General features: G+C 62.7%; 19 protein-coding genes. 10 read left to right on the top strand and 9 right to left on the bottom strand.

Annotation, left to right across the window (positions count from 1 at the left end):
- Positions 1–7: 7 nt before the first annotated feature.
- Positions 8–391, top strand: a complete 384-nt coding sequence (locus AC1D05_RS02605; protein WP_477437881.1) for a VOC family protein — start codon at positions 8–10, stop codon at positions 389–391.
- A 435-nt stretch (positions 392–826) separates the two neighbouring features.
- Positions 827–1,015: a hypothetical protein gene (locus AC1D05_RS02600; RefSeq protein ID WP_172229366.1), complete on the top strand. Its 189-nt coding sequence runs from the start codon at positions 827–829 to the stop codon at positions 1,013–1,015.
- A gap of 26 nt (positions 1,016–1,041) precedes the next feature.
- Here the strand turns inward: AC1D05_RS02600 and AC1D05_RS02595 are convergent, their stop codons facing one another.
- Positions 1,042–2,130, bottom strand: coding sequence for a glycoside hydrolase family 25 protein (locus AC1D05_RS02595; protein ID WP_477437879.1), 1,089 nt, complete (start codon positions 2,128–2,130; stop codon positions 1,042–1,044).
- A gap of 301 nt (positions 2,131–2,431) precedes the next feature.
- Here AC1D05_RS02595 and AC1D05_RS02590 point away from each other — a divergent pair, with 301 nt between their 5' ends.
- Together AC1D05_RS02590 and AC1D05_RS02585 are read left to right on the top strand one after the other, a co-directional pair.
- The gene (locus tag AC1D05_RS02590; RefSeq protein WP_477437877.1) at positions 2,432–3,349 is read left to right on the top strand and encodes a DUF1402 family protein; all 918 of its coding nucleotides are present in this window, start codon (positions 2,432–2,434) and stop codon (positions 3,347–3,349) included.
- Between the two features lie 25 nt (positions 3,350–3,374).
- A complete protein-coding gene (locus AC1D05_RS02585; protein WP_477437875.1) occupies positions 3,375–4,010 on the top strand; it encodes a DedA family protein in 636 nt (211 codons plus the stop codon).
- On the opposite strand, the gene AC1D05_RS02580 is transcribed toward AC1D05_RS02585, so the two are convergent.
- From AC1D05_RS02580 to AC1D05_RS02570, 3 genes are all read right to left on the bottom strand, one after another.
- Positions 3,994–4,785, bottom strand: a complete 792-nt coding sequence (locus AC1D05_RS02580) for a phosphodiester glycosidase family protein (RefSeq protein WP_477437873.1) — start codon at positions 4,783–4,785, stop codon at positions 3,994–3,996. The two genes, AC1D05_RS02585 and AC1D05_RS02580, sit on opposite strands and share 17 nt — an antisense overlap.
- A gap of 113 nt (positions 4,786–4,898) precedes the next feature.
- On the bottom strand, positions 4,899–5,522 hold the full coding sequence (locus AC1D05_RS02575; protein WP_477437871.1) for a transglutaminase-like cysteine peptidase: 624 nt from the start codon (positions 5,520–5,522) through the stop codon (positions 4,899–4,901).
- 133 nt (positions 5,523–5,655) lie between these two features.
- Positions 5,656–6,528: an undecaprenyl-diphosphate phosphatase gene (locus AC1D05_RS02570; RefSeq protein WP_477437869.1), complete on the bottom strand. Its 873-nt coding sequence runs from the start codon at positions 6,526–6,528 to the stop codon at positions 5,656–5,658.
- A gap of 156 nt (positions 6,529–6,684) precedes the next feature.
- Here AC1D05_RS02570 and AC1D05_RS02565 point away from each other — a divergent pair, with 156 nt between their 5' ends.
- The gene (locus tag AC1D05_RS02565) at positions 6,685–7,590 is read left to right on the top strand and encodes a hypothetical protein (protein ID WP_477437868.1); all 906 of its coding nucleotides are present in this window, start codon (positions 6,685–6,687) and stop codon (positions 7,588–7,590) included.
- A 108-nt stretch (positions 7,591–7,698) separates the two neighbouring features.
- Here the strand turns inward: AC1D05_RS02565 and AC1D05_RS02560 are convergent, their stop codons facing one another.
- Together AC1D05_RS02560 and AC1D05_RS02555 are read right to left on the bottom strand one after the other, a co-directional pair.
- Positions 7,699–7,911: a hypothetical protein gene (locus tag AC1D05_RS02560; protein ID WP_477437866.1), complete on the bottom strand. Its 213-nt coding sequence runs from the start codon at positions 7,909–7,911 to the stop codon at positions 7,699–7,701.
- A 150-nt stretch (positions 7,912–8,061) separates the two neighbouring features.
- Complete coding sequence (locus AC1D05_RS02555; RefSeq protein WP_477437864.1) at positions 8,062–8,460, bottom strand: GFA family protein; 399 nt, start codon at positions 8,458–8,460, stop codon at positions 8,062–8,064.
- 112 nt (positions 8,461–8,572) lie between these two features.
- Here AC1D05_RS02555 and AC1D05_RS02550 point away from each other — a divergent pair, with 112 nt between their 5' ends.
- Positions 8,573–9,601: an isopenicillin N synthase family dioxygenase gene (locus AC1D05_RS02550; RefSeq protein ID WP_477437862.1), complete on the top strand. Its 1,029-nt coding sequence runs from the start codon at positions 8,573–8,575 to the stop codon at positions 9,599–9,601.
- 49 nt (positions 9,602–9,650) lie between these two features.
- On the opposite strand, the gene AC1D05_RS02545 is transcribed toward AC1D05_RS02550, so the two are convergent.
- The 3 genes from AC1D05_RS02545 to AC1D05_RS02535 form a co-directional block, all read right to left on the bottom strand.
- Positions 9,651–10,601, bottom strand: coding sequence for an alpha/beta fold hydrolase (locus tag AC1D05_RS02545; protein ID WP_477437860.1), 951 nt, complete (start codon positions 10,599–10,601; stop codon positions 9,651–9,653).
- A gap of 26 nt (positions 10,602–10,627) precedes the next feature.
- Positions 10,628–11,113, bottom strand: a complete 486-nt coding sequence (locus AC1D05_RS02540) for an SRPBCC family protein (RefSeq protein ID WP_477437858.1) — start codon at positions 11,111–11,113, stop codon at positions 10,628–10,630.
- A gap of 122 nt (positions 11,114–11,235) precedes the next feature.
- Positions 11,236–11,484 (bottom strand): ParB N-terminal domain-containing protein, encoded by a 249-nt coding sequence (locus tag AC1D05_RS02535; protein WP_172234816.1) that lies wholly within the window; start codon positions 11,482–11,484, stop codon positions 11,236–11,238.
- A gap of 155 nt (positions 11,485–11,639) precedes the next feature.
- On the opposite strand from AC1D05_RS02535, the gene AC1D05_RS02530 reads away from it, so the two are divergent.
- Genes AC1D05_RS02530 through AC1D05_RS02515 form a run of 4 tightly spaced genes read left to right on the top strand, consistent with a single transcriptional unit; the run spans position 11,640 to position 16,132 of the window.
- Positions 11,640–13,283 (top strand): N,N-dimethylformamidase beta subunit family domain-containing protein, encoded by a 1,644-nt coding sequence (locus tag AC1D05_RS02530; protein WP_477437857.1) that lies wholly within the window; start codon positions 11,640–11,642, stop codon positions 13,281–13,283.
- 1 nt (position 13,284) lies between these two features.
- Positions 13,285–14,670, top strand: coding sequence for an aminotransferase family protein (locus tag AC1D05_RS02525; RefSeq protein WP_477437855.1), 1,386 nt, complete (start codon positions 13,285–13,287; stop codon positions 14,668–14,670).
- 3 nt (positions 14,671–14,673) lie between these two features.
- The gene (gene kce, locus AC1D05_RS02520; RefSeq protein WP_477437853.1) at positions 14,674–15,603 is read left to right on the top strand and encodes a 3,5-dioxohexanoate:acetyl-CoA acetone transferase; all 930 of its coding nucleotides are present in this window, start codon (positions 14,674–14,676) and stop codon (positions 15,601–15,603) included.
- A gap of 19 nt (positions 15,604–15,622) precedes the next feature.
- Entirely contained in the window at positions 15,623–16,132 is a 510-nt protein-coding gene (locus AC1D05_RS02515; protein ID WP_477437851.1) for a 2-thiouracil desulfurase family protein, read from the top strand.

The following is a 16,132-nucleotide window of genomic DNA, read 5'->3' as shown; positions in this document are numbered from 1 at the left end:
GACAAAAATGATCGATCACATAACCATCGAAGTGGGCGACCTGGAGAAGAGCAAGCTCTTCTACGAACGCGCTTTCGCGCCCTTGGGATATCGTCTGTCCTTCGGCAAGGACGGCGTGTTCTGGGCCTTCGATATCGGCAATGGCTGCCTGTTCGAGATCCAGCGAACCGGCGAGACCCCACCGCTCACCCATCTGCACGTCGCGTTCCGCGTCGGCAGCAAGGCGGAGGTCGATGCGTTCTATCGGGCAGCGCTGGAGGCTGGCGCCAAAGACAATGGCGCACCCGGCCGGCGTCCCGACTATGCGCAGAATTACTACGCCTGCTTCGTGCTCGACCCCGACGGCTACAATATCGAGGCAATGATCAACGAGCCCTCGGCTTCATCCTAGCCAGCAGGGAACCCAGCACGAAGAGGTCAACAACGAAGGGGGCACATGCGCCCTCCTCACCCGCGAACACAGCCTTCCAACTGAACCACGCGATCCGGAGGGTGGGCGCCCGCATCGCCCAATCCGTTGATCCAGATCAACGCAGATACATCGCCAGTGCTGTCTCCTCGGCTATCCATCCAGGGAGAACGAACATGTCGACTTACGACCTCATGGTTATCGCCGCAGTGCTGCTCAGTTTCTCGTCATTTTCCGCGGTTCTCGCCTTTGCTACGTTCGACGAGTCGCGTCGCCGTCACGCAAGATAGGGTCTGGCGATCGGATCGGGTGGATGGGCGTCTGGCGGCCATCCACACGACGAAGTGATATAGATGCAATTTGACGGCGGATCGGATCAAATGAGAACGTCTGGAAGATAGCAACCGGAAAGTGGCCATGAGCGATGAAGCCGACGATGACAACGACATCGTGAACCAGCTCGCCTATGTCAGAGCCGATCCAACCCAGCATGACACGCTGACGCTTTTGACCATGATCGACGCAGCACTTGCCGAGATCATGAGCTTGAGGGCGAGGTTGCGGCTAAGCGAGGAGCGGAATGGCGGGAGCCGCCAGCTCCAGTGAGGATCAGCCGGCGGCCGCGCCAAGGGCTAGTCCGCGTCCGCCATCACCTGACGGCCGCCGCCGCCGGCCCAGGCACGCCATTGCCGCTCGTCGCCGTGGAAGACGTTGAGGTCGATGCGGCCGGTCACGCCATGCGACAGGCCGGAGCCGGAATACTGCCAGAACAGCCATTTGCGGCCGGGATAGACCTTTGACGGATGCCGCGCCACCGCGCGCAGCCAGAAGGGGTAGTCGAGAAAGGCACCCTGGAGATTGTCGCGATAGAAGTCGGGCGAGGTGTAGATGATCGGACGCTGACCATAGTGACGCTCCAGCTTGTCCATGAACACTTGCATCTTCTCCAGCACCTTTTCGCGCGATGGGCGCCGCTGGCAGGAGGAGTCGCCATTCCACTCGACGTCGATCACCGGCGGCAACGCGCCATCCATCTTCGGCACGTTGCGGATGAACCAGTCGGCCTGCTCGCCGGCGGTGCGGCACCAGTAGAAGAAATGATAGGCGCCGCGCTTCAGCCCGGCGGCATCGGCATTGCGCCAGTTCTTCATGAACATCGGATCGAGGTGGTCACCGCCATCAGTCGCCTTGATGTAGGCGAAGTTGGCGCCCTGGGCGCGAAGCTTGCCCCAGTTGACGTCGCCTTGCCAGCGCGAGACGTCGACCCCATGGACGGCGAGATGCCTGGGTGATGACCGACCGAAATTGATCGGCTTGGCGTCGCGAAAGCCGTAGCGCATGATCGACCCGGCAAACATGGGCGGCCCATTGCGGCTCAATAGCTTCGACGGCGACACCAGTGCAGCTGCTTCGACCGGCGGCTCGGCACTGTCGGGCAGCTCAGCACTGTCGGGCAGCTCAGGTGTTGCGAGCATCGCCGTTTCTTCTTCCGCCAGGCCAAAAGGCCGAGCAGGTTCGTCCACCGGCGCTGCCTCGGCCAGCTTGCGTGCTCCGGCTTTGGCCACAGGGACGGATGTGATCGGCGCGCTTGGCCGTACCACCGAGCTGGTGGTCTCGTTCGACGGCTTTTGCATGTCGAGCGCGTCCATGCCCGATGTCGACGAACAGCTGGCAAGGCACAGCGCTGCGATCACGAAACTGACGACGCTTGGTAACCGCATCTGGACCTGTACTCAGAACACAACAGACCGAAGGCGACGGCCGACGGACAACCAGACTAGTTATGAACGAGAAATTACCAATAAAGTTTGAATCAGTTTTTTACCATGACTGTGACCCGTTTCAGACAGTCGCGGTCTACGGCCGGCCGAGCCTTGACAGCGCCATGATGTGGCTGTTGAGACGAGGGGGCGGCGTTTGCCGCCGGTAGTTCCCACGATTCCCAAAAGGCGCCCGATGATTGCGTTGCAGCGGCTTCTCCTGGTCCCCCTGCTCGCGGCCCTCGCCTGCGGCGGCGCCCTCATGGCCGGAACCGCTCATGCCAGCGGGCTGGTCGTCGTTCCTCCTGGCAATCGCTCCCAGATGCAACCGACGATCCCGGATGCATCGGCGACGCGAACCCGCGCCTTCAAGACCACTTACGCGGAAAAATACGAGAAGATCGTAGCGCTGCTGAAGCGCGAGAAGAAACTCGTGGCGCATATCAAGCAGGTGGCGGCCGCCTACGATATCGACCCCATCCACATCGTCGGCGCGCTGGTCGGCGAACATACCTACAATGTGACGGCAGTCGGCTCGGTCCAGACCTACTATGTGAAGGCGCTGTCTTATTCCGGCCTCGACTTTGCCTTCCGTTACAAGGGCGTGCCGGTGCAGACCTTTGTCCAGCGGCCGGAATTCGCGGCCTGCACACAGACTGGGGACAGTGCCGCCCTGTGGAGCTGCCGCGACAGGGTGTGGGTCGAGCACTTCCGCGGCAAGACCGTCGACGGCCTCACCTACGACGCAATGACCTTCCAGCAGGCATTCTTCCAGCCCTTCTTCGCCGGCCAGACCTTCGGCCTCGGCCAGATCAGCCCGCTGACGGCGCTCGAGGTCACCGACCTGGTCAACAGGGTCAGCGGCTATGACAGGCTCACACCTGATCATCCGCAGGCGATCTATCGCGATGTCATGGATCCGGACCGCAGCATCGTCTACATCGCCGCCATCGTGCGCGACGCCATCGACGCCTACAAGGAACAGGGCTTCGACATATCAGGCAATCCGGGCATCACGGCCACGCTCTACAATGTCGGCCAGCCCCGGCAACGGGCGGCAGACCTGCGCGCGGCGGTGGCCGGCGGCAAGGGCCGCAAGTTGCCGGTCGAGAATTATTACGGCTGGCTCGTCAACGACAAGCTCGACGGACTCAGGAGCCTGCTCGACAGCGGCAGCTGAGAAGCGCTTTTAACAGGGAGCCTGCGTGCAGTCGTTCATCGACCAGAGCGATTGTTTCATCGAGAACCATCAGGCGTGGGCCGGTCTCGTGGTCGGGCTGCTGGCTTTTGGCGAGTCGCTCGTGCTCGTCGGCATCCTCTTGCCCGGCACCACGGTCCTCATCATCGTCGGCGGCCTGGTGGGGGCCGGCATCGTCCAGGCTTTGCCCGTTCTTCTGTCCGCCATGATCGGGGCGGCGCTCGGCGATACCATCTCCTATTTCCTCGGCAAATGGCTCGGGCGCGGTGTCGTCCACAAATGGCCGCTCAACCACTACCGCCGGGAGGTCGCCAAGGCGCGGCTTTTCTTCCACCGTTATGGCTTCGCAGCGGTTTTCGTCGGCCGCTTCTTCGGCCCGGTCCGCGCCACAGTGCCGCTGGTCGCCGGCATGATGGGCATGCACCGGCGCCGCTTCCAGATCGCCAACATCCTGTCGGCGATCATCTGGGCTCCGGTCGTGCTGTCGCCGGGATGGCTGGTGGCCAAGGGCGCCGGCAACATTCCCGAGATCGATGTGACCAGCCTGTTCGGGCTGGCGGCGATCGCCGTGGTCGCCTTGATCATCATCGCGGTGATCGTGCTCAAGCTTCGGGGCAAGCGCGAGCCTAGCCCCTCTTCCTGAACACGCCGATCATCGGTCCCAGATTCCAGTAATCATCGTTGCGGCCGATCGCGGGCGCGAACAGGCTCGATATCGTGCCGTCGAGAAACAGCGCATTGTCGCAGCCGAGCGCGTCGCGGAACAGCCGGGCGAATGCATGGAAATTCACCGTGCCGTTCGAAATGGCAAAGACCGCGACACCATCCTTGCGCACCCCGACCCCGTCGCGGGACTTGCGCGACGTGCCGTCGGACTGGAATTTCGGATGAAGCTGGCCGTCGATCACGAGCATCGGCCCGGATTGCGTGGCATAGTCGGTGGATGGCCGCTTCCTGACAAAGTCCCTGGTCGCGCGAACCGCCGCCTTGCCTTGGCTGATGTAGAAGATGCCGTTCGGCTGCAGCGAAAAATTGCCGCTTCCCGATCCCGTCTTCACACCAGCCATTTCCTGGCCGCGCTCGACATAGAGGCCGACCGGCCTGAGGTCGGGATGATACATGCCGGCATTGATGGCAAACAGCATGGTGCGGCCGGCGGCGCGCTGGGCGTCGTCGAGATTGTGCAGCGACTGAAAGGGGTTGCCGGCCGGATCCTTCCAGAACAGTTCGATCGAATAGAGTTTCGGGTCGACCTCGCAGACCAGGTAGCTGGTCGCCTCGAAGGCGAAGTCACGGCACGGCGGTACCGATGAGACCCATTGGCCGAATGCCATCGTGGTAGCGACCGCCTGCGGCAGCGCGGCCTTGACCAAGCCCATCAGCAGGGGCGCCGCGTTGAGAAGCGTCAGAAAATCCATACATCTATCCGATTGCCAGTTCCAACGAGCGGCCGTGGATAGCACCGTCGACCGGCACTATGAAGACCGGTTCGGGAGCATGGATATGCGGCCGGCGCGGCCGGGCGACGAGACTATTTGACCGAGCTGACCAGCTGTTCGTCGCCTCCAAGGATGGAAACCCAGTGCCCGGTGTTATCGCTCGCCTGCCGTTTCAGATAGCGATAGCTGGTCTGGTTCCAGAGCCGGACCTTGTCGGTCAGATTGTCGAGGATGAAGTCGCCCTTGTCGGTGCGCACCGTCAGCACGGCATGACCTTCGCCATCCGGTTTGCGGACCACCGTCATCAAAAGATTGGCCACGGCGATGCCCAGGCTGTTGAGCTCACGCCGCTTTTCCAGCGCATAATCCTCGCAGTCACCAAAACCGTTGTCGGGATAGGCCCACCACTCGTCCTTGCCGTAATTGTCCATGTCGCTCATCGGCTTGACGCGCGTGTTGACCGAGAGATTTACGGCCGAGATATCGTGCAGCAGCTTGCTGGTCATATGTTCCGGTTCGCTGTTGGGCGAACGGATCGAGCATTCGGCGACATGGATCTTGCAGAAATCATAGTGGCCGATCGGCTGGGAGGTCGAGCCGCCGACAACCATGGAAACGGGCGCGGCATAGCCTGAACCCACCGCACAGAAAGCGGACAGCGCAAACGCCAGCCCCAGCCCCTTCGCCTTGCGGCGCCAATCCATCGAGGATGCCATCCGGCCCCACCCATCTGTTTTGTTAACAGAATGTTAAAGGGTGTTATCTTCCGAAGTCAATGAACGCCGCTGATCACATCTCCGGGGGATCGACTCACGCATCCAAGTGGTGCTGGCGCGCAACACTGGCCTGTCAAGCCAGCCATCCCATCGCCACGCTCAGCAGCAGGACGACGCCGAGCAGGCCGCGATAGATGACGAAAGGCCAGGCGGAGAAACGTTCCAGCACCCGCATCAGGCCCCAGATGGCGAAGAAGGCGGAGATCGAGGCAACGACCAGGCCGACAGCGAGGACCGACCAGCCGTGGGCATCAAGGTGAACCTTGTGCAGCTCCCACAACTCCTTGAGGCCGGCCAGCGCAATCGCCGGCAGCCCGAGCAGGAACGAGAAGCGCGCCGCCTCGGCCCGCTTGAAGCCGAGCCCCAGTGCGGCCGTCAGGGTCGAGCCCGAACGGGAGACACCAGGGATCAGCGCGCCGATCTGGGCCACGCCGACAAGCAGTGCGTCGGCCAACGACGCTTCCGCGATGGTGCGCTTGTGGCGGGCGAAAAGCTCGGCCAGCGCCAGCAGGATCGCCATGGCGATGCAGGACCAGCCGATCACGCTCAGGCTGCGCAGCGGCGAATTGCAGGCGTTGAGAACGCCCGACAGCGCGACGCCGGCAATGACGATGGGGATCGTCGCCAGCACGATCCAGGAAGCCAGCTGGAAATGCCGATCGGCGAAATCGCGCCGCGTGAGGGCGTCGAGCGAACCGAACAGGAGATCCCTCACATCACCCCAGAAATAGCTGATGACGGCGGCAAGGGCGGCAAGCTGCATGGCAGCGGAGAAGGCAGATCCCGGATCCTGCCAGCCGAGTACCGCCGGCACGATGCGCATATGGGCGGTCGAGGAAATCGGCAGCAATTCGGTGATGCCTTGCACCAGGCCGAGAAAGGCGACCTTGGCAAATCCCAGGCCGACAAAGCCGGTGTCTACGCCTTGAGTGCAGATGTCAGCCATATCGAGCCTTTCCGTTGGAATCTGTGCCGAGCAATAGACGCGCAAGGTACGGAATCCAATTTACCGATTTGTAATGCGTCTCCCCGGTTGACAAGTCGCACATCAATATTATTATCTGCTAACCTTACATTGTAAGGCAAATAGCGGAGGAGAGCCATGCAGACCGCCCTGTCAGACTTGCAGGCGCCACCTGAACCGCACGCGCCGGGTATTGCGATCGAGGATGTCTCGCGCGATCTCAGCCGTATTATCGAACGCGCCGAGGTGCATGCCTGGCTCGACCTCTATGCAGCCGCGCCCGCCGATTTCGCCGCAAGGCAAGGGCTTTCGATCGCCAGGGAAGGCGACCTCGCCTGGACCACCTGCACGACGATCCCGTTCGTCCACTTCAACTGCGTGAAGAATTTCGGCGTCGACAGCCCGGCCTCCGAAAGCCAGCTCGACGCGCTGCTGGCGCATTACCGCGCCGCCGGCATTTCGCGGCCCTGGTTCTATGTCAATCCGCACTCCGAACCATCACGCCTCAGATGCTGGCTCGAGGCGCGCGGCCTGCAGCGCCAGGGCGGCTGGGAGCGGATCTATCGTGAGGCGGAACCGCTGTCATCCGAGCCGCTCTTCATGGCTGACGGGGTTTCAGTCGAACGCGTGACGAAGGCATCGGCAAGCGAATGGGCCGGCTTCATCGACAGAAGCTACCGGCTGCCCACCTCGCCCTGGCTGTTGGCTCTGGTCGACCGGCCGGGCTGGCATCACTACACGGCCAAGCGGGATGGCACGGTGGTGGCGGTGCGCTCACTGTTCATCGGTGCCGACGGCGCGGCCTGGAGCGGCATCGAAGCGCCGGTGCCGGGCATCATGGCGCCGAGCTTCGATCTGGATGCCATGCTTGGAGAGGCGCTGGTGCGCGACGGTATTGCGGCCGGCGCGAAACTGTTCGTCGCCGACATCGAGGCGCCGCATGAGGAGCGCGACGGACCGGCCTATCGCAACTATGCGCGCCTCGGCTTCAAAATCGCCTATTTCCGCAGCCATTACAGCTATCTGCCGGCTAGCTCAAACTGACCGCGCCTAGAGCGCTCACCGTTTCACGGAAACGGCAACCTGCTCTAACTCTTTGTTTTGACGCAATTCCGGACGGAAAACCGTTTTACACTTTTCCTGGGATTGCTTCTAGTTGCGCAGCCATTGCTGGAAACAGCTTTTGACCACCATATGGGCCGGCGGAACCACCGGCCGATCGGCGGGTGCGTCATCGACCACCCGGCTACGAGCCCGTTCGAGCAGCATGCGTACCTGTTCAGGGCGCACGCGGTCGCGCTCCATGACAAGCAGGACCATCGGATCGCTCAAAAGCTCGTCCAGGGTGCTGATGCTGTCGTTCATCCGTCGTCTCCTCGAATGCCGGCCCGCGCTGCATAGATAGGAAGACAATGATGGCCCGCCAATGACGTTTTGCCGGCTATCGCGTGTTGTTTTGGATTAAATTTTGGTCATGGTTTCACTTCCCTCTTCCCTTGTGGGAGAAGGAAAGACCTAGCCTGGCGGCGGAGCGCCTTCATGTTGCGGCAGGCCGTCATCGAGCACCACCCAGGGCTGTTTCGAGGCGGTGAAAATGTGCATCTGCGGCTTGAAGCCCGAGGGGTCGTCGAGCGAGCCGGTGGTGATGCCGATGATGCCGGCGGAGTCGCGGCGCGAAAACATCGTCGTGCCGCAGCTCGGGCAAAAACCGCGCTTCAGATCGGGCGAGGTGTTCACGGTCGCCAGCGGCCCCTCGATGGTCACATCATCGATGCGAAACAGCACGCGCGCGTTGAAAGCGGCGCCGATCGCCTTCTGGCAAAGCCGGCAATGGCAGATGCGTTCGTTGATGGGAGCCGCGTCGGTACTATAGCGCACCGCGCCGCACAGGCACCCGCCCTGATGTTTGGCCATCACCGTGATCCATAATGAGGAAAATGTGCGGCCAAGGTAATGGCGGCACCGATTGGGTCAATTGAAAAGCTTTGATACAACATCATCGATTACCGTGATGCGGCAGAAAGCCATGACGCAAGACATCGAGACCATCGGCATTGCGGATCTGTTCGGGCCGCCCTCGCCCACCCGCGACCGCGCCGACGCCGGCATCATGGCCGCCGCTTCGGGGATAGGCTTCATGGCGGTCCGCGATTTTCCCGGCGACGCCTGGCTGACGCCGGACGGCAGAGCTCAATTGCTGCGCATCTTCGACCTTCCCCAACCTGAGAAGCAGAAATTGCTGCGCTGGAATTTCGATCGCAGCAAAAAGAACGTCTATCGCGGCTGGTTCCCGCTACAGCCGGCAGCCGTCTCCTACAAGGAAGGCATCGACATGGGGCCGGATCTCACAGACACGGCGCGCGTTTCGGTTACCGACGATCCGCTGTGCGAGCCGACACCCTTGCCGGCCGAAGACGCCCTGCCCGGCTGGCGCGCGGCGGCGGCGGATTACTACCGCGCGATGGAAACGGTCGGCAACGCGCTGATGCGGTCGATCGCGCGCGGGCTTGGCCTGCCGGAAACGATCTTCGACCCCTATTTCGAGCAAGGCATCTCGACGCTGCGCCTGATCCGCTATCCCCTGCGCGACGACAATGCGGGCATCGACATCAGCGGGCCTGACTTCTCGGTGGTCCACAAAGGAGAGACACGCACCATCATCGGCCGCGAACATGCCGATTCCGGTTTTGTCACCTTGTTGGCGCAGGACGGGGTCGAGGGCCTGCAGGCCAAAAACCTCGCCGGCGAATGGATCGACGTGCCGCCGGCCAACGGCACGCTGGCGGTCAATTTCGGCCAGTTGCGTGAGCGCTGGACCGGCGGACGTGTGCGGGCAACGCGGCACCGGGTGATTGCGCCGAAGACGGCACGGTTTTCAATTCCGTTTTTCTATGAGCCGCGTGTCGACGCCGAGATCGCGCCCTTGCCATTGGATGGCGCCGAGGCCTTCGAGCCGTTTCTCTATGGCGACTATCTCTGGGAGGCGGCGACGAATTTCGTCGAGATGAGCGGCATCAAGCATCTCAGGCAGCCACGCCGGGCACGGGCTTCCTGAGCGACACGCCGGCCATCTCGTGGGAGACAGCCGGCGCAAATGGCATATGTCATTCCGTCACGCTGACCACCTCGTCCCAGGTCCTCACCTTGGTCTCGCCGTTGAGGAACGGCAGCGCGGCGGCCGTCAGTTCCGGAGCGAAGAAGACGTCGTAATGGGTACGGTTGGGCAAGATCGCCAGGCGATTCTGTGACAGGTTCTCGCGCATCCAGCCTGCATCCTTCAGACCGCCGCCGAGCATCTGGTAGAACTTGATCTCGTGCTCCGGCTTGTACATGTCGCTGTCGCCATAGGCCAGCATGACCGGCATCTTCAGCTTCGGAACATCGGCCGAGAAGTCGTAGTCCTGGCGCATGAAGTTGCCGAGCGCGTCGAGCAGTTTCGGAAAATCTTCCGGGTGCGGCGCGACCGCGACATAGGATTTGTACATCGGCGTATCCTTCATGAACGCGGCCGCGGCCGCGCTCACCTGTGCCTGTTGCGGACGCATCTCGTCATAGAAGCCGTCGGCGGCATAGCCGGTCGAAACCAGGACAAGGCGGCGCACGGTCTCGGGATGCTGGACCGCCATGCGAAAGGCGACGCCGCCGCCCAGCGAATAGCCCATAACGTCGACCTTGTCGTAGCCGAGCGCCTTGACGATATTGGCCATGTCGTCGCCAATCGCTTCCAGACTGAATGGCCGGTCGCCGAGCGCCGTGCGGCCATGGCCTTGCAGATCGACGCCGATGACAGTGCGGTTTTCGGCAAGCTTGGGCAGGATCGGTGCGAACATGTCGATGGAGCCGAGACCGCCATGCAAGAGAAGCAGCGGCTCACCCTTGCCGTAGACGGCATAATAATAGTTCAGACCGTTGATCGGCAGCAGGCCGGACTTTTCCGGCTTCGGCAGTGGCTTCGTTTCGGTGGTCATAGCGGTTTCCTCTGCATTGGTGGCGCCCGGACAGCCAACAAGCGCTGCAACCGAGGCAAGAATGGCGAAAAGCAGGGTCTTGGACATATCGATCTCCTCCCGTCCTGCCGAATTCAAAGTGTCTTGGCGAGGTCTTCGAGCTGGTCGGTGCACTGGCCCCAACCCACGTGAAAACCCATCGCCTCATGTTGTTCGCGGTCGGCGACGCTCCAGTGGCGGACGCGCGCGATGTAGCGGGTCTTGCCCTCGCCTTCGTCTTCGAAGGTCAGCACGCCGGTCATGAACGGCTTTTCCGATGGTTCCCACGCCTGCGTATAGGCATCGGTGAAGACGATCTTCTTGCCGGGAACGACTTCCAGGAAGACGCCGGGGTTGGGAAACTCATTGCCGTCGGGGCCGGCCATGACGACCAGGCTTGAGCCGCCGGTGCGCACATCCATTTGGGCGCGCGGCGTCGTCCACGGCTTTGGCGCGAACCACTGCGTCACCAGTTTCGGGTCGGTCCAGCAGCGATAGACGTTCTCGCGCGGCGCATCGATGATGCGGGCGACAACCAGTTCGAGGTCATTGGCGGGGGCGATATCGAGCTTGGTGGTCACGGTGGTCTCCTCGGTTTGATCTGGCTTCCGTCCCAAGGACGAGCCGACAGAACGCAACCCGACATGGCCAGCGAAAAAACTCTGGAGATGATGCGCTGGGAGAACCGCGAACCGAGCTCGCGTCAATGGCGCTTGGCTTGCACAAGATAGGCGTCGATCTCAGTCTCGCCGAGCCACTTGGCCGCTTCCAGGCGATGCAGGCCTTCGACGAGGATATGGCGCTTGCCGTCGTGGCGAACCTGGATCGGCGTCTTCATGCCATTCTCCAATATGTCCTCGGCGAGGCTCCGCACGGTCTCGGGGTGCAATGTCTTCTTGCGCGCCGTCGGAACGTAGATATCGTCGAGCTTGACCTTCTGGACCCTGAGCATGCCTATCCCCGTGGCGGAAATGCCGCCTTCCCTGAGATAGTCCGTTTGCTGAAGCCGGCCAAGGGCGTGGCTAACGAATGCTGGCCTGATCGTTTCCATTTGACGCTCGGCCTGCAGATCGCCGAAATGGCGCGCCTCGACCTTTTCCGGTGTTCATGACCCAGCTGCCCACCGAGTTTCCTGATTTCGGACTGACGCCAGAGCAGCGCCGCCACGCGGTGCGCGGCCACTATTACGAATGGCCAGGAATGGACGGCGAGCGCGGCGAGATCTGGTGCTACAGCGACCGCTTTTCCTATCGCGCCGGCGAGACGGTGACGCTGTATGTCAGTTCGACGGCGCCAGCATTCAACATGGCGATCGCTCGTGACGGCGGCACCGAGACGAAAGTGTTCGAGAAATCGGGCATTGCGGCGGTCTGGCAGGACACTTCAGACCAATGTTCCGCCGAGGGTTGCGGCTGGGAAGCCGCCTTCGAATTCCGTGTCGAGAGCCACTGGCCGTCTGGTGCCTATCGGATAACGCTGACTGCCGTTGGCCATGATGGCAGGCCGATCCACAGCCACCATCTGTTCATCGTCAGCCCCCAGTCCGGCAGGAAGCCCGGCCGCGTGCTGCAGGTGGCGGCGACGGGCACCTGGCTTGCCTACAACACCTGGGGCGGCTCCAACCATTATCAGGGCATTACCGGGCCGGAGCGCAACCAGTACTCGCCCATCGTGTCGACGCAACGCCCCTGGTGCCGTGGCTTCGTCGTTCTACCGAAAGACGCACCGCGCGTGCCGCTGGAGGTCGCAGTGCCGCCGAAGACGGTGCCACGCTATCCGCATATGGAATGGGCGCTCGCCACCGGCCATTCGAAGAAATATGCCTCGTCGGGCTGGGCGAGCTATGACAGCCACTTCTTCCGCTTCGCCGAGCGGGCGGGCTATGAAGTAGACCTCGCCAGCCAGCACGATCTGCATTTTTCGCCCGACATTCTCGACGGCTATGACTGTGCCGTCTTCGTCGGCCACGACGAGTACTGGACCTGGGAAATGCGCGATGCGGTCGACACTTATGTCGAACGCGGCGGCCATGCGGCGCGCTTTGCCGGCAATTTCATGTGGCAGACGCGGCTGGAGGACGAGGGTCGCCGGCAGGTCTGCTACAAATACCGCGCGCGCAAGGAGGATCCCGCCTATCTCCAAGGCGGCGACGTCACCCGGGCCACCAATTCCTGGGAAGCGCCGGAAATTGGCCGGCCGGGTTCAGCAACCTTCGGGCTCAACGCGACGCGCGGCGTCTATGCCGGCTGGGGCGGTTGCGCGCCGCGCGGCGTGCGCGGCTTTCCGGTCTACCGGCCGGAACACTGGGCTTTTGCCGGCACCGGCATCTATTATGGCGACCTGCTGGGTGCCGACAGCCATGTCTATGGCTATGAGGTCGATGGGCTCGATTTCGAAATCCGCGGCGGCCTGCCCTACCCCACATCAGACAGCGGCGCGCCGGATGGGTTGCAGGTTCTGGCCGTCGGCATGGCCAGCCAGGTGGAGGAAAGCGCCGACATCCCGATCGAGGACCAGTTCCTCACCGACGAGGATGGCCGCTTCACTGCCGAAACGCTGTTCGGCGAGGCGAGCGACGCCAATCTGGAAAAGGTCAAACGCGGCAACGGCATGATCGTCAATTTCCCGCGCGGCAAGGGCGAGGTGTTCCACGCCGGAAGCTGCGAATGGGTGGCCGGCCTGCTAAGACAAGACCCGATGGTCGGACGCGTCACCCAAAATGTCCTCGATCACTACCTTGGAAAGTCCTGACATGTCGAAGACCCAGACCGCCGCTCAAGACATCGAGACCCGGCGAGAATCGCATCTGTTCTACCTTTCCAGCCTGCGCCGGCCGCTGATCGACCGCGCCGACGGCATCTATATGTGGACGCAGGATGGCCGCCGCTTCATCGATGGCTCGAGCGGTCCGATGGTCGCCAATATCGGCCATTCCAACCGCAATGTTCTGGACGCCATGAAACGGCAGATGGACCGTGCCACCTTCGCCTACCGGCTGCATTTCGAGAACGAACCGGCGGAAGAGCTCGCGCGCGAGCTGGCCGGCAAGCTGCCGGAGGGCATGGATCGCATCTTCTTCGTTTCTGGCGGCTCGGAGGCGACGGAATCCTGCATCAAGCTGGCACGGCAATGGGCCGTTGCCACCGGCCAGGCCAGCCGCTGGAAGGTGATCACGCGCTTCCCCTCCTATCATGGTGGCACGCTGGGTTCGCTGTCGATCACCGGCGACGACGCGCTCGCCGAAACCTTTGAGCCGATGATGCGGGTGATGCCGACGGTGCCGGCACCAACCGCGTGGCGCGACCGCGACAATCTTTCGATGGAACAGCGCGGCGTGCGCTATGCCGACATGCTGGAGGAGAAGATCCTCGCCGAAGGGCCGGAGAGCGTCGTCGCCTTCATCATGGAGCCGATCGGGGGTGCTGCGACGGCGGCCCTGGTGGCGCCGGACAGCTATTATGCGCGTGTCCGCGAAATCTGCGACCGCTACGGCATCCTGCTCATCCATGACGAAGTGATGAGCGGCGCTGGCCGCACCGGCAAATTCCTTGGCGGCGACCACTGGAACTGTAAGCCGGACATCGTCGCGCTGTCGAAAGGGCTGGGCTCGGGCTACGCACCGCTCGGCGCGCTCGCCGCCCCAATGCGGCTGGTACAGCCGCTGCTTGCTTCCGGCGGCTTCCAGCATGGTCACACCTATGCCGGCAACCCGCTGGCCTGCGCCGCCGGGCTCGCCGTGCTCGGCGAGATGGACCGGCTCGACTTGATCGCCAATGCCGCCGCGATGGGCGATGTGCTGATGGACGGACTGAAGGGGTTGGCGAAGCGCTTTCCCTTCATCGCCGACGTGCGCGGCAAGGGCCTGCTGACCGGCGCCGAGATGGTTGCCGATCCCGAGACGTTGCTGCCGATCGAGCAGAGCAAGAAAGCCACGCAGCGCCTGCTCGATCTTGCCTATGAGCGCGGGCTGATCATCTATGGACGCAGGGTCAAAGGCGGCGTCGACGGCGACAATTTCATGGTCGCGCCGCCGATGATCGTCACCAGCGAACAGGTCGGCGAGATCATTTCCGTCATCGGCGACTCGTTGGAGGTTCTGGCCGCTGAGCTCGACCTGCCCGTCGAAGGCCGGGGCTAAAAAATGGCGCCGAGAAAAGTCATCATCACCTGCGCCGTCACCGGCTCGGTGCACACGCCGTCGATGTCACCCTATCTGCCGGTCACCCCGGACCAGATCGCTGCCGATGCCATCGCCGCGGCCGAGGCCGGCGCCTCGATCCTGCATCTGCACGCCCGCGATCCCAGAGATGGCCGGCCAACCGCCGATCCGGACGTGTTTATGCAGTTCCTGCCACGCATCAAGCAGGCGACCGATGCGGTGATCAACATCACCACTGGGGGCTCCTCCTTGATGACACTGGACCAACGGCTGGCGGCACCGTTGCGGGCAGAGCCCGAAATGTGCTCGCTCAACATGGGTTCGATGAATTTCGCGCTGTTCCCGATGCTCGACAAGCCACGCGAATGGCAGCACGAATGGGAGCCGAAGCTGCTCGAAGGCACGCGCGACACCATCTTCAAGAACACCTTCGCCGACATGGAAGGTGTGCTCGAAAGGCTGGGCAAGGGCTGCGGCACGCGCTTCGAATTCGAATGCTACGATGTCGGCCACCTCTATTCGCTGGCGCATTTCCGCGACCGTGGCCTGGTGTCGGGGCCGCTGTTCATCCAGTTCGTGCTGGGCATTCTGGGCGGCATCGGCGCCGATCCGGACAATCTCATCCATATGAAGCGCATCGCCGACAAGCTGTTCGGCGACAGCTACCAGTTCTCGGTGCTGGCCGCCGGCCGCCAGCAGATGCCGCTGATCTCGATCGCCGCGGCGATGGGCGGCAATGTCCGTGTCGGGCTGGAAGACAGCCTCTACGATGGCCGCCAGCTGGCGAAATCCAACGCCGACCAGGTGCGCCGCATCCGTGGCATTCTCGACGGGCTGTCGCTGGAGGTTGCCACGCCAACCGAGGCGCGTGAAATGCTGGCGCTGAAGGGTGGCGACCGGGTGGCTTTCTAGACGCAAGGGAGGAGCTGACATGGAAAGGGTTCTCGTCTCCGCCTGCCTGCTCGGCAGTCACGTCCGTTATAACGGCTCCTACCGGCTGAACGGCCATCCCGTACTGACACGGTGGCAGGCGGAAGGACGGGTCGTGCAAATCTGCCCAGAGGTCGCCGCAGGCTTCTCCACGCCGCGTCCCGCTGCAGAAATTCGCGGTGCAGGCGATGGCCGCGCGGTGCTTCACGGCCAGGGTCGGGTGGTCGAGCAGACGGGAAATGATGTGACCGCACTTTATCTCGAAGCTGGGCAGCTTGCGCTTGAACTCGCGCGCGAAACGGGATGCCGCTATGCGGTTCTTACCGACGGCAGTCCCTCCTGCGGCAGCAGCTTCGTCTATGACGGCAGTTTTTCAAGCAAGCGAGTGACCGGTCGCGGCACGACCACCGCGCTGCTGGAGGCAAACGGCATTCGCGTCTTTTCGGAAGACAATATCGGCGACCTTGACGATCTCCTGAACAAGCGCGGCTCAGCCGAAACCGCGGCCTGA

The sequence above is a fragment of the Mesorhizobium sp. P2_E9 genome, assembly GCF_056403815.1.
This window is presented reverse-complemented; position numbering and strand designations above follow the sequence as displayed.

Excerpts from the sequence above, each read along its gene's own strand:
- AC1D05_RS02575 (WP_477437871.1), bottom strand. The coding sequence starts at position 5,522 with ATGGCATCCTCGATGGATTGGCGCCGCAAGGCGAAGGGGCTGGGGCTG.
- AC1D05_RS02600 (WP_172229366.1), top strand. The coding sequence starts at position 827 with ATGAGCGATGAAGCCGACGATGACAACGACATCGTGAACCAGCTCGCC.
- AC1D05_RS02590 (WP_477437877.1), top strand. The coding sequence starts at position 2,432 with ATGGCCGGAACCGCTCATGCCAGCGGGCTGGTCGTCGTTCCTCCTGGC.
- AC1D05_RS02560 (WP_477437866.1), bottom strand. The coding sequence starts at position 7,911 with ATGAACGACAGCATCAGCACCCTGGACGAGCTTTTGAGCGATCCGATG.
- AC1D05_RS02530 (WP_477437857.1), top strand. The coding sequence starts at position 11,640 with ATGACCCAGCTGCCCACCGAGTTTCCTGATTTCGGACTGACGCCAGAG.
- AC1D05_RS02555 (WP_477437864.1), bottom strand. The coding sequence starts at position 8,460 with ATGGCCAAACATCAGGGCGGGTGCCTGTGCGGCGCGGTGCGCTATAGT.
- AC1D05_RS02535 (WP_172234816.1), bottom strand. The coding sequence starts at position 11,484 with ATGCTCAGGGTCCAGAAGGTCAAGCTCGACGATATCTACGTTCCGACG.
- AC1D05_RS02605 (WP_477437881.1), top strand. The coding sequence starts at position 8 with ATGATCGATCACATAACCATCGAAGTGGGCGACCTGGAGAAGAGCAAG.
- AC1D05_RS02545 (WP_477437860.1), bottom strand. The coding sequence starts at position 10,601 with ATGTCCAAGACCCTGCTTTTCGCCATTCTTGCCTCGGTTGCAGCGCTT.
- AC1D05_RS02515 (WP_477437851.1), top strand. The coding sequence starts at position 15,623 with ATGGAAAGGGTTCTCGTCTCCGCCTGCCTGCTCGGCAGTCACGTCCGT.
- AC1D05_RS02580 (WP_477437873.1), bottom strand. The coding sequence starts at position 4,785 with ATGGATTTTCTGACGCTTCTCAACGCGGCGCCCCTGCTGATGGGCTTG.
- kce (WP_477437853.1), top strand. The coding sequence starts at position 14,674 with ATGGCGCCGAGAAAAGTCATCATCACCTGCGCCGTCACCGGCTCGGTG.
- AC1D05_RS02550 (WP_477437862.1), top strand. The coding sequence starts at position 8,573 with ATGACGCAAGACATCGAGACCATCGGCATTGCGGATCTGTTCGGGCCG.
- AC1D05_RS02525 (WP_477437855.1), top strand. The coding sequence starts at position 13,285 with ATGTCGAAGACCCAGACCGCCGCTCAAGACATCGAGACCCGGCGAGAA.
- AC1D05_RS02595 (WP_477437879.1), bottom strand. The coding sequence starts at position 2,130 with ATGCGGTTACCAAGCGTCGTCAGTTTCGTGATCGCAGCGCTGTGCCTT.
- AC1D05_RS02570 (WP_477437869.1), bottom strand. The coding sequence starts at position 6,528 with ATGGCTGACATCTGCACTCAAGGCGTAGACACCGGCTTTGTCGGCCTG.
- AC1D05_RS02565 (WP_477437868.1), top strand. The coding sequence starts at position 6,685 with ATGCAGACCGCCCTGTCAGACTTGCAGGCGCCACCTGAACCGCACGCG.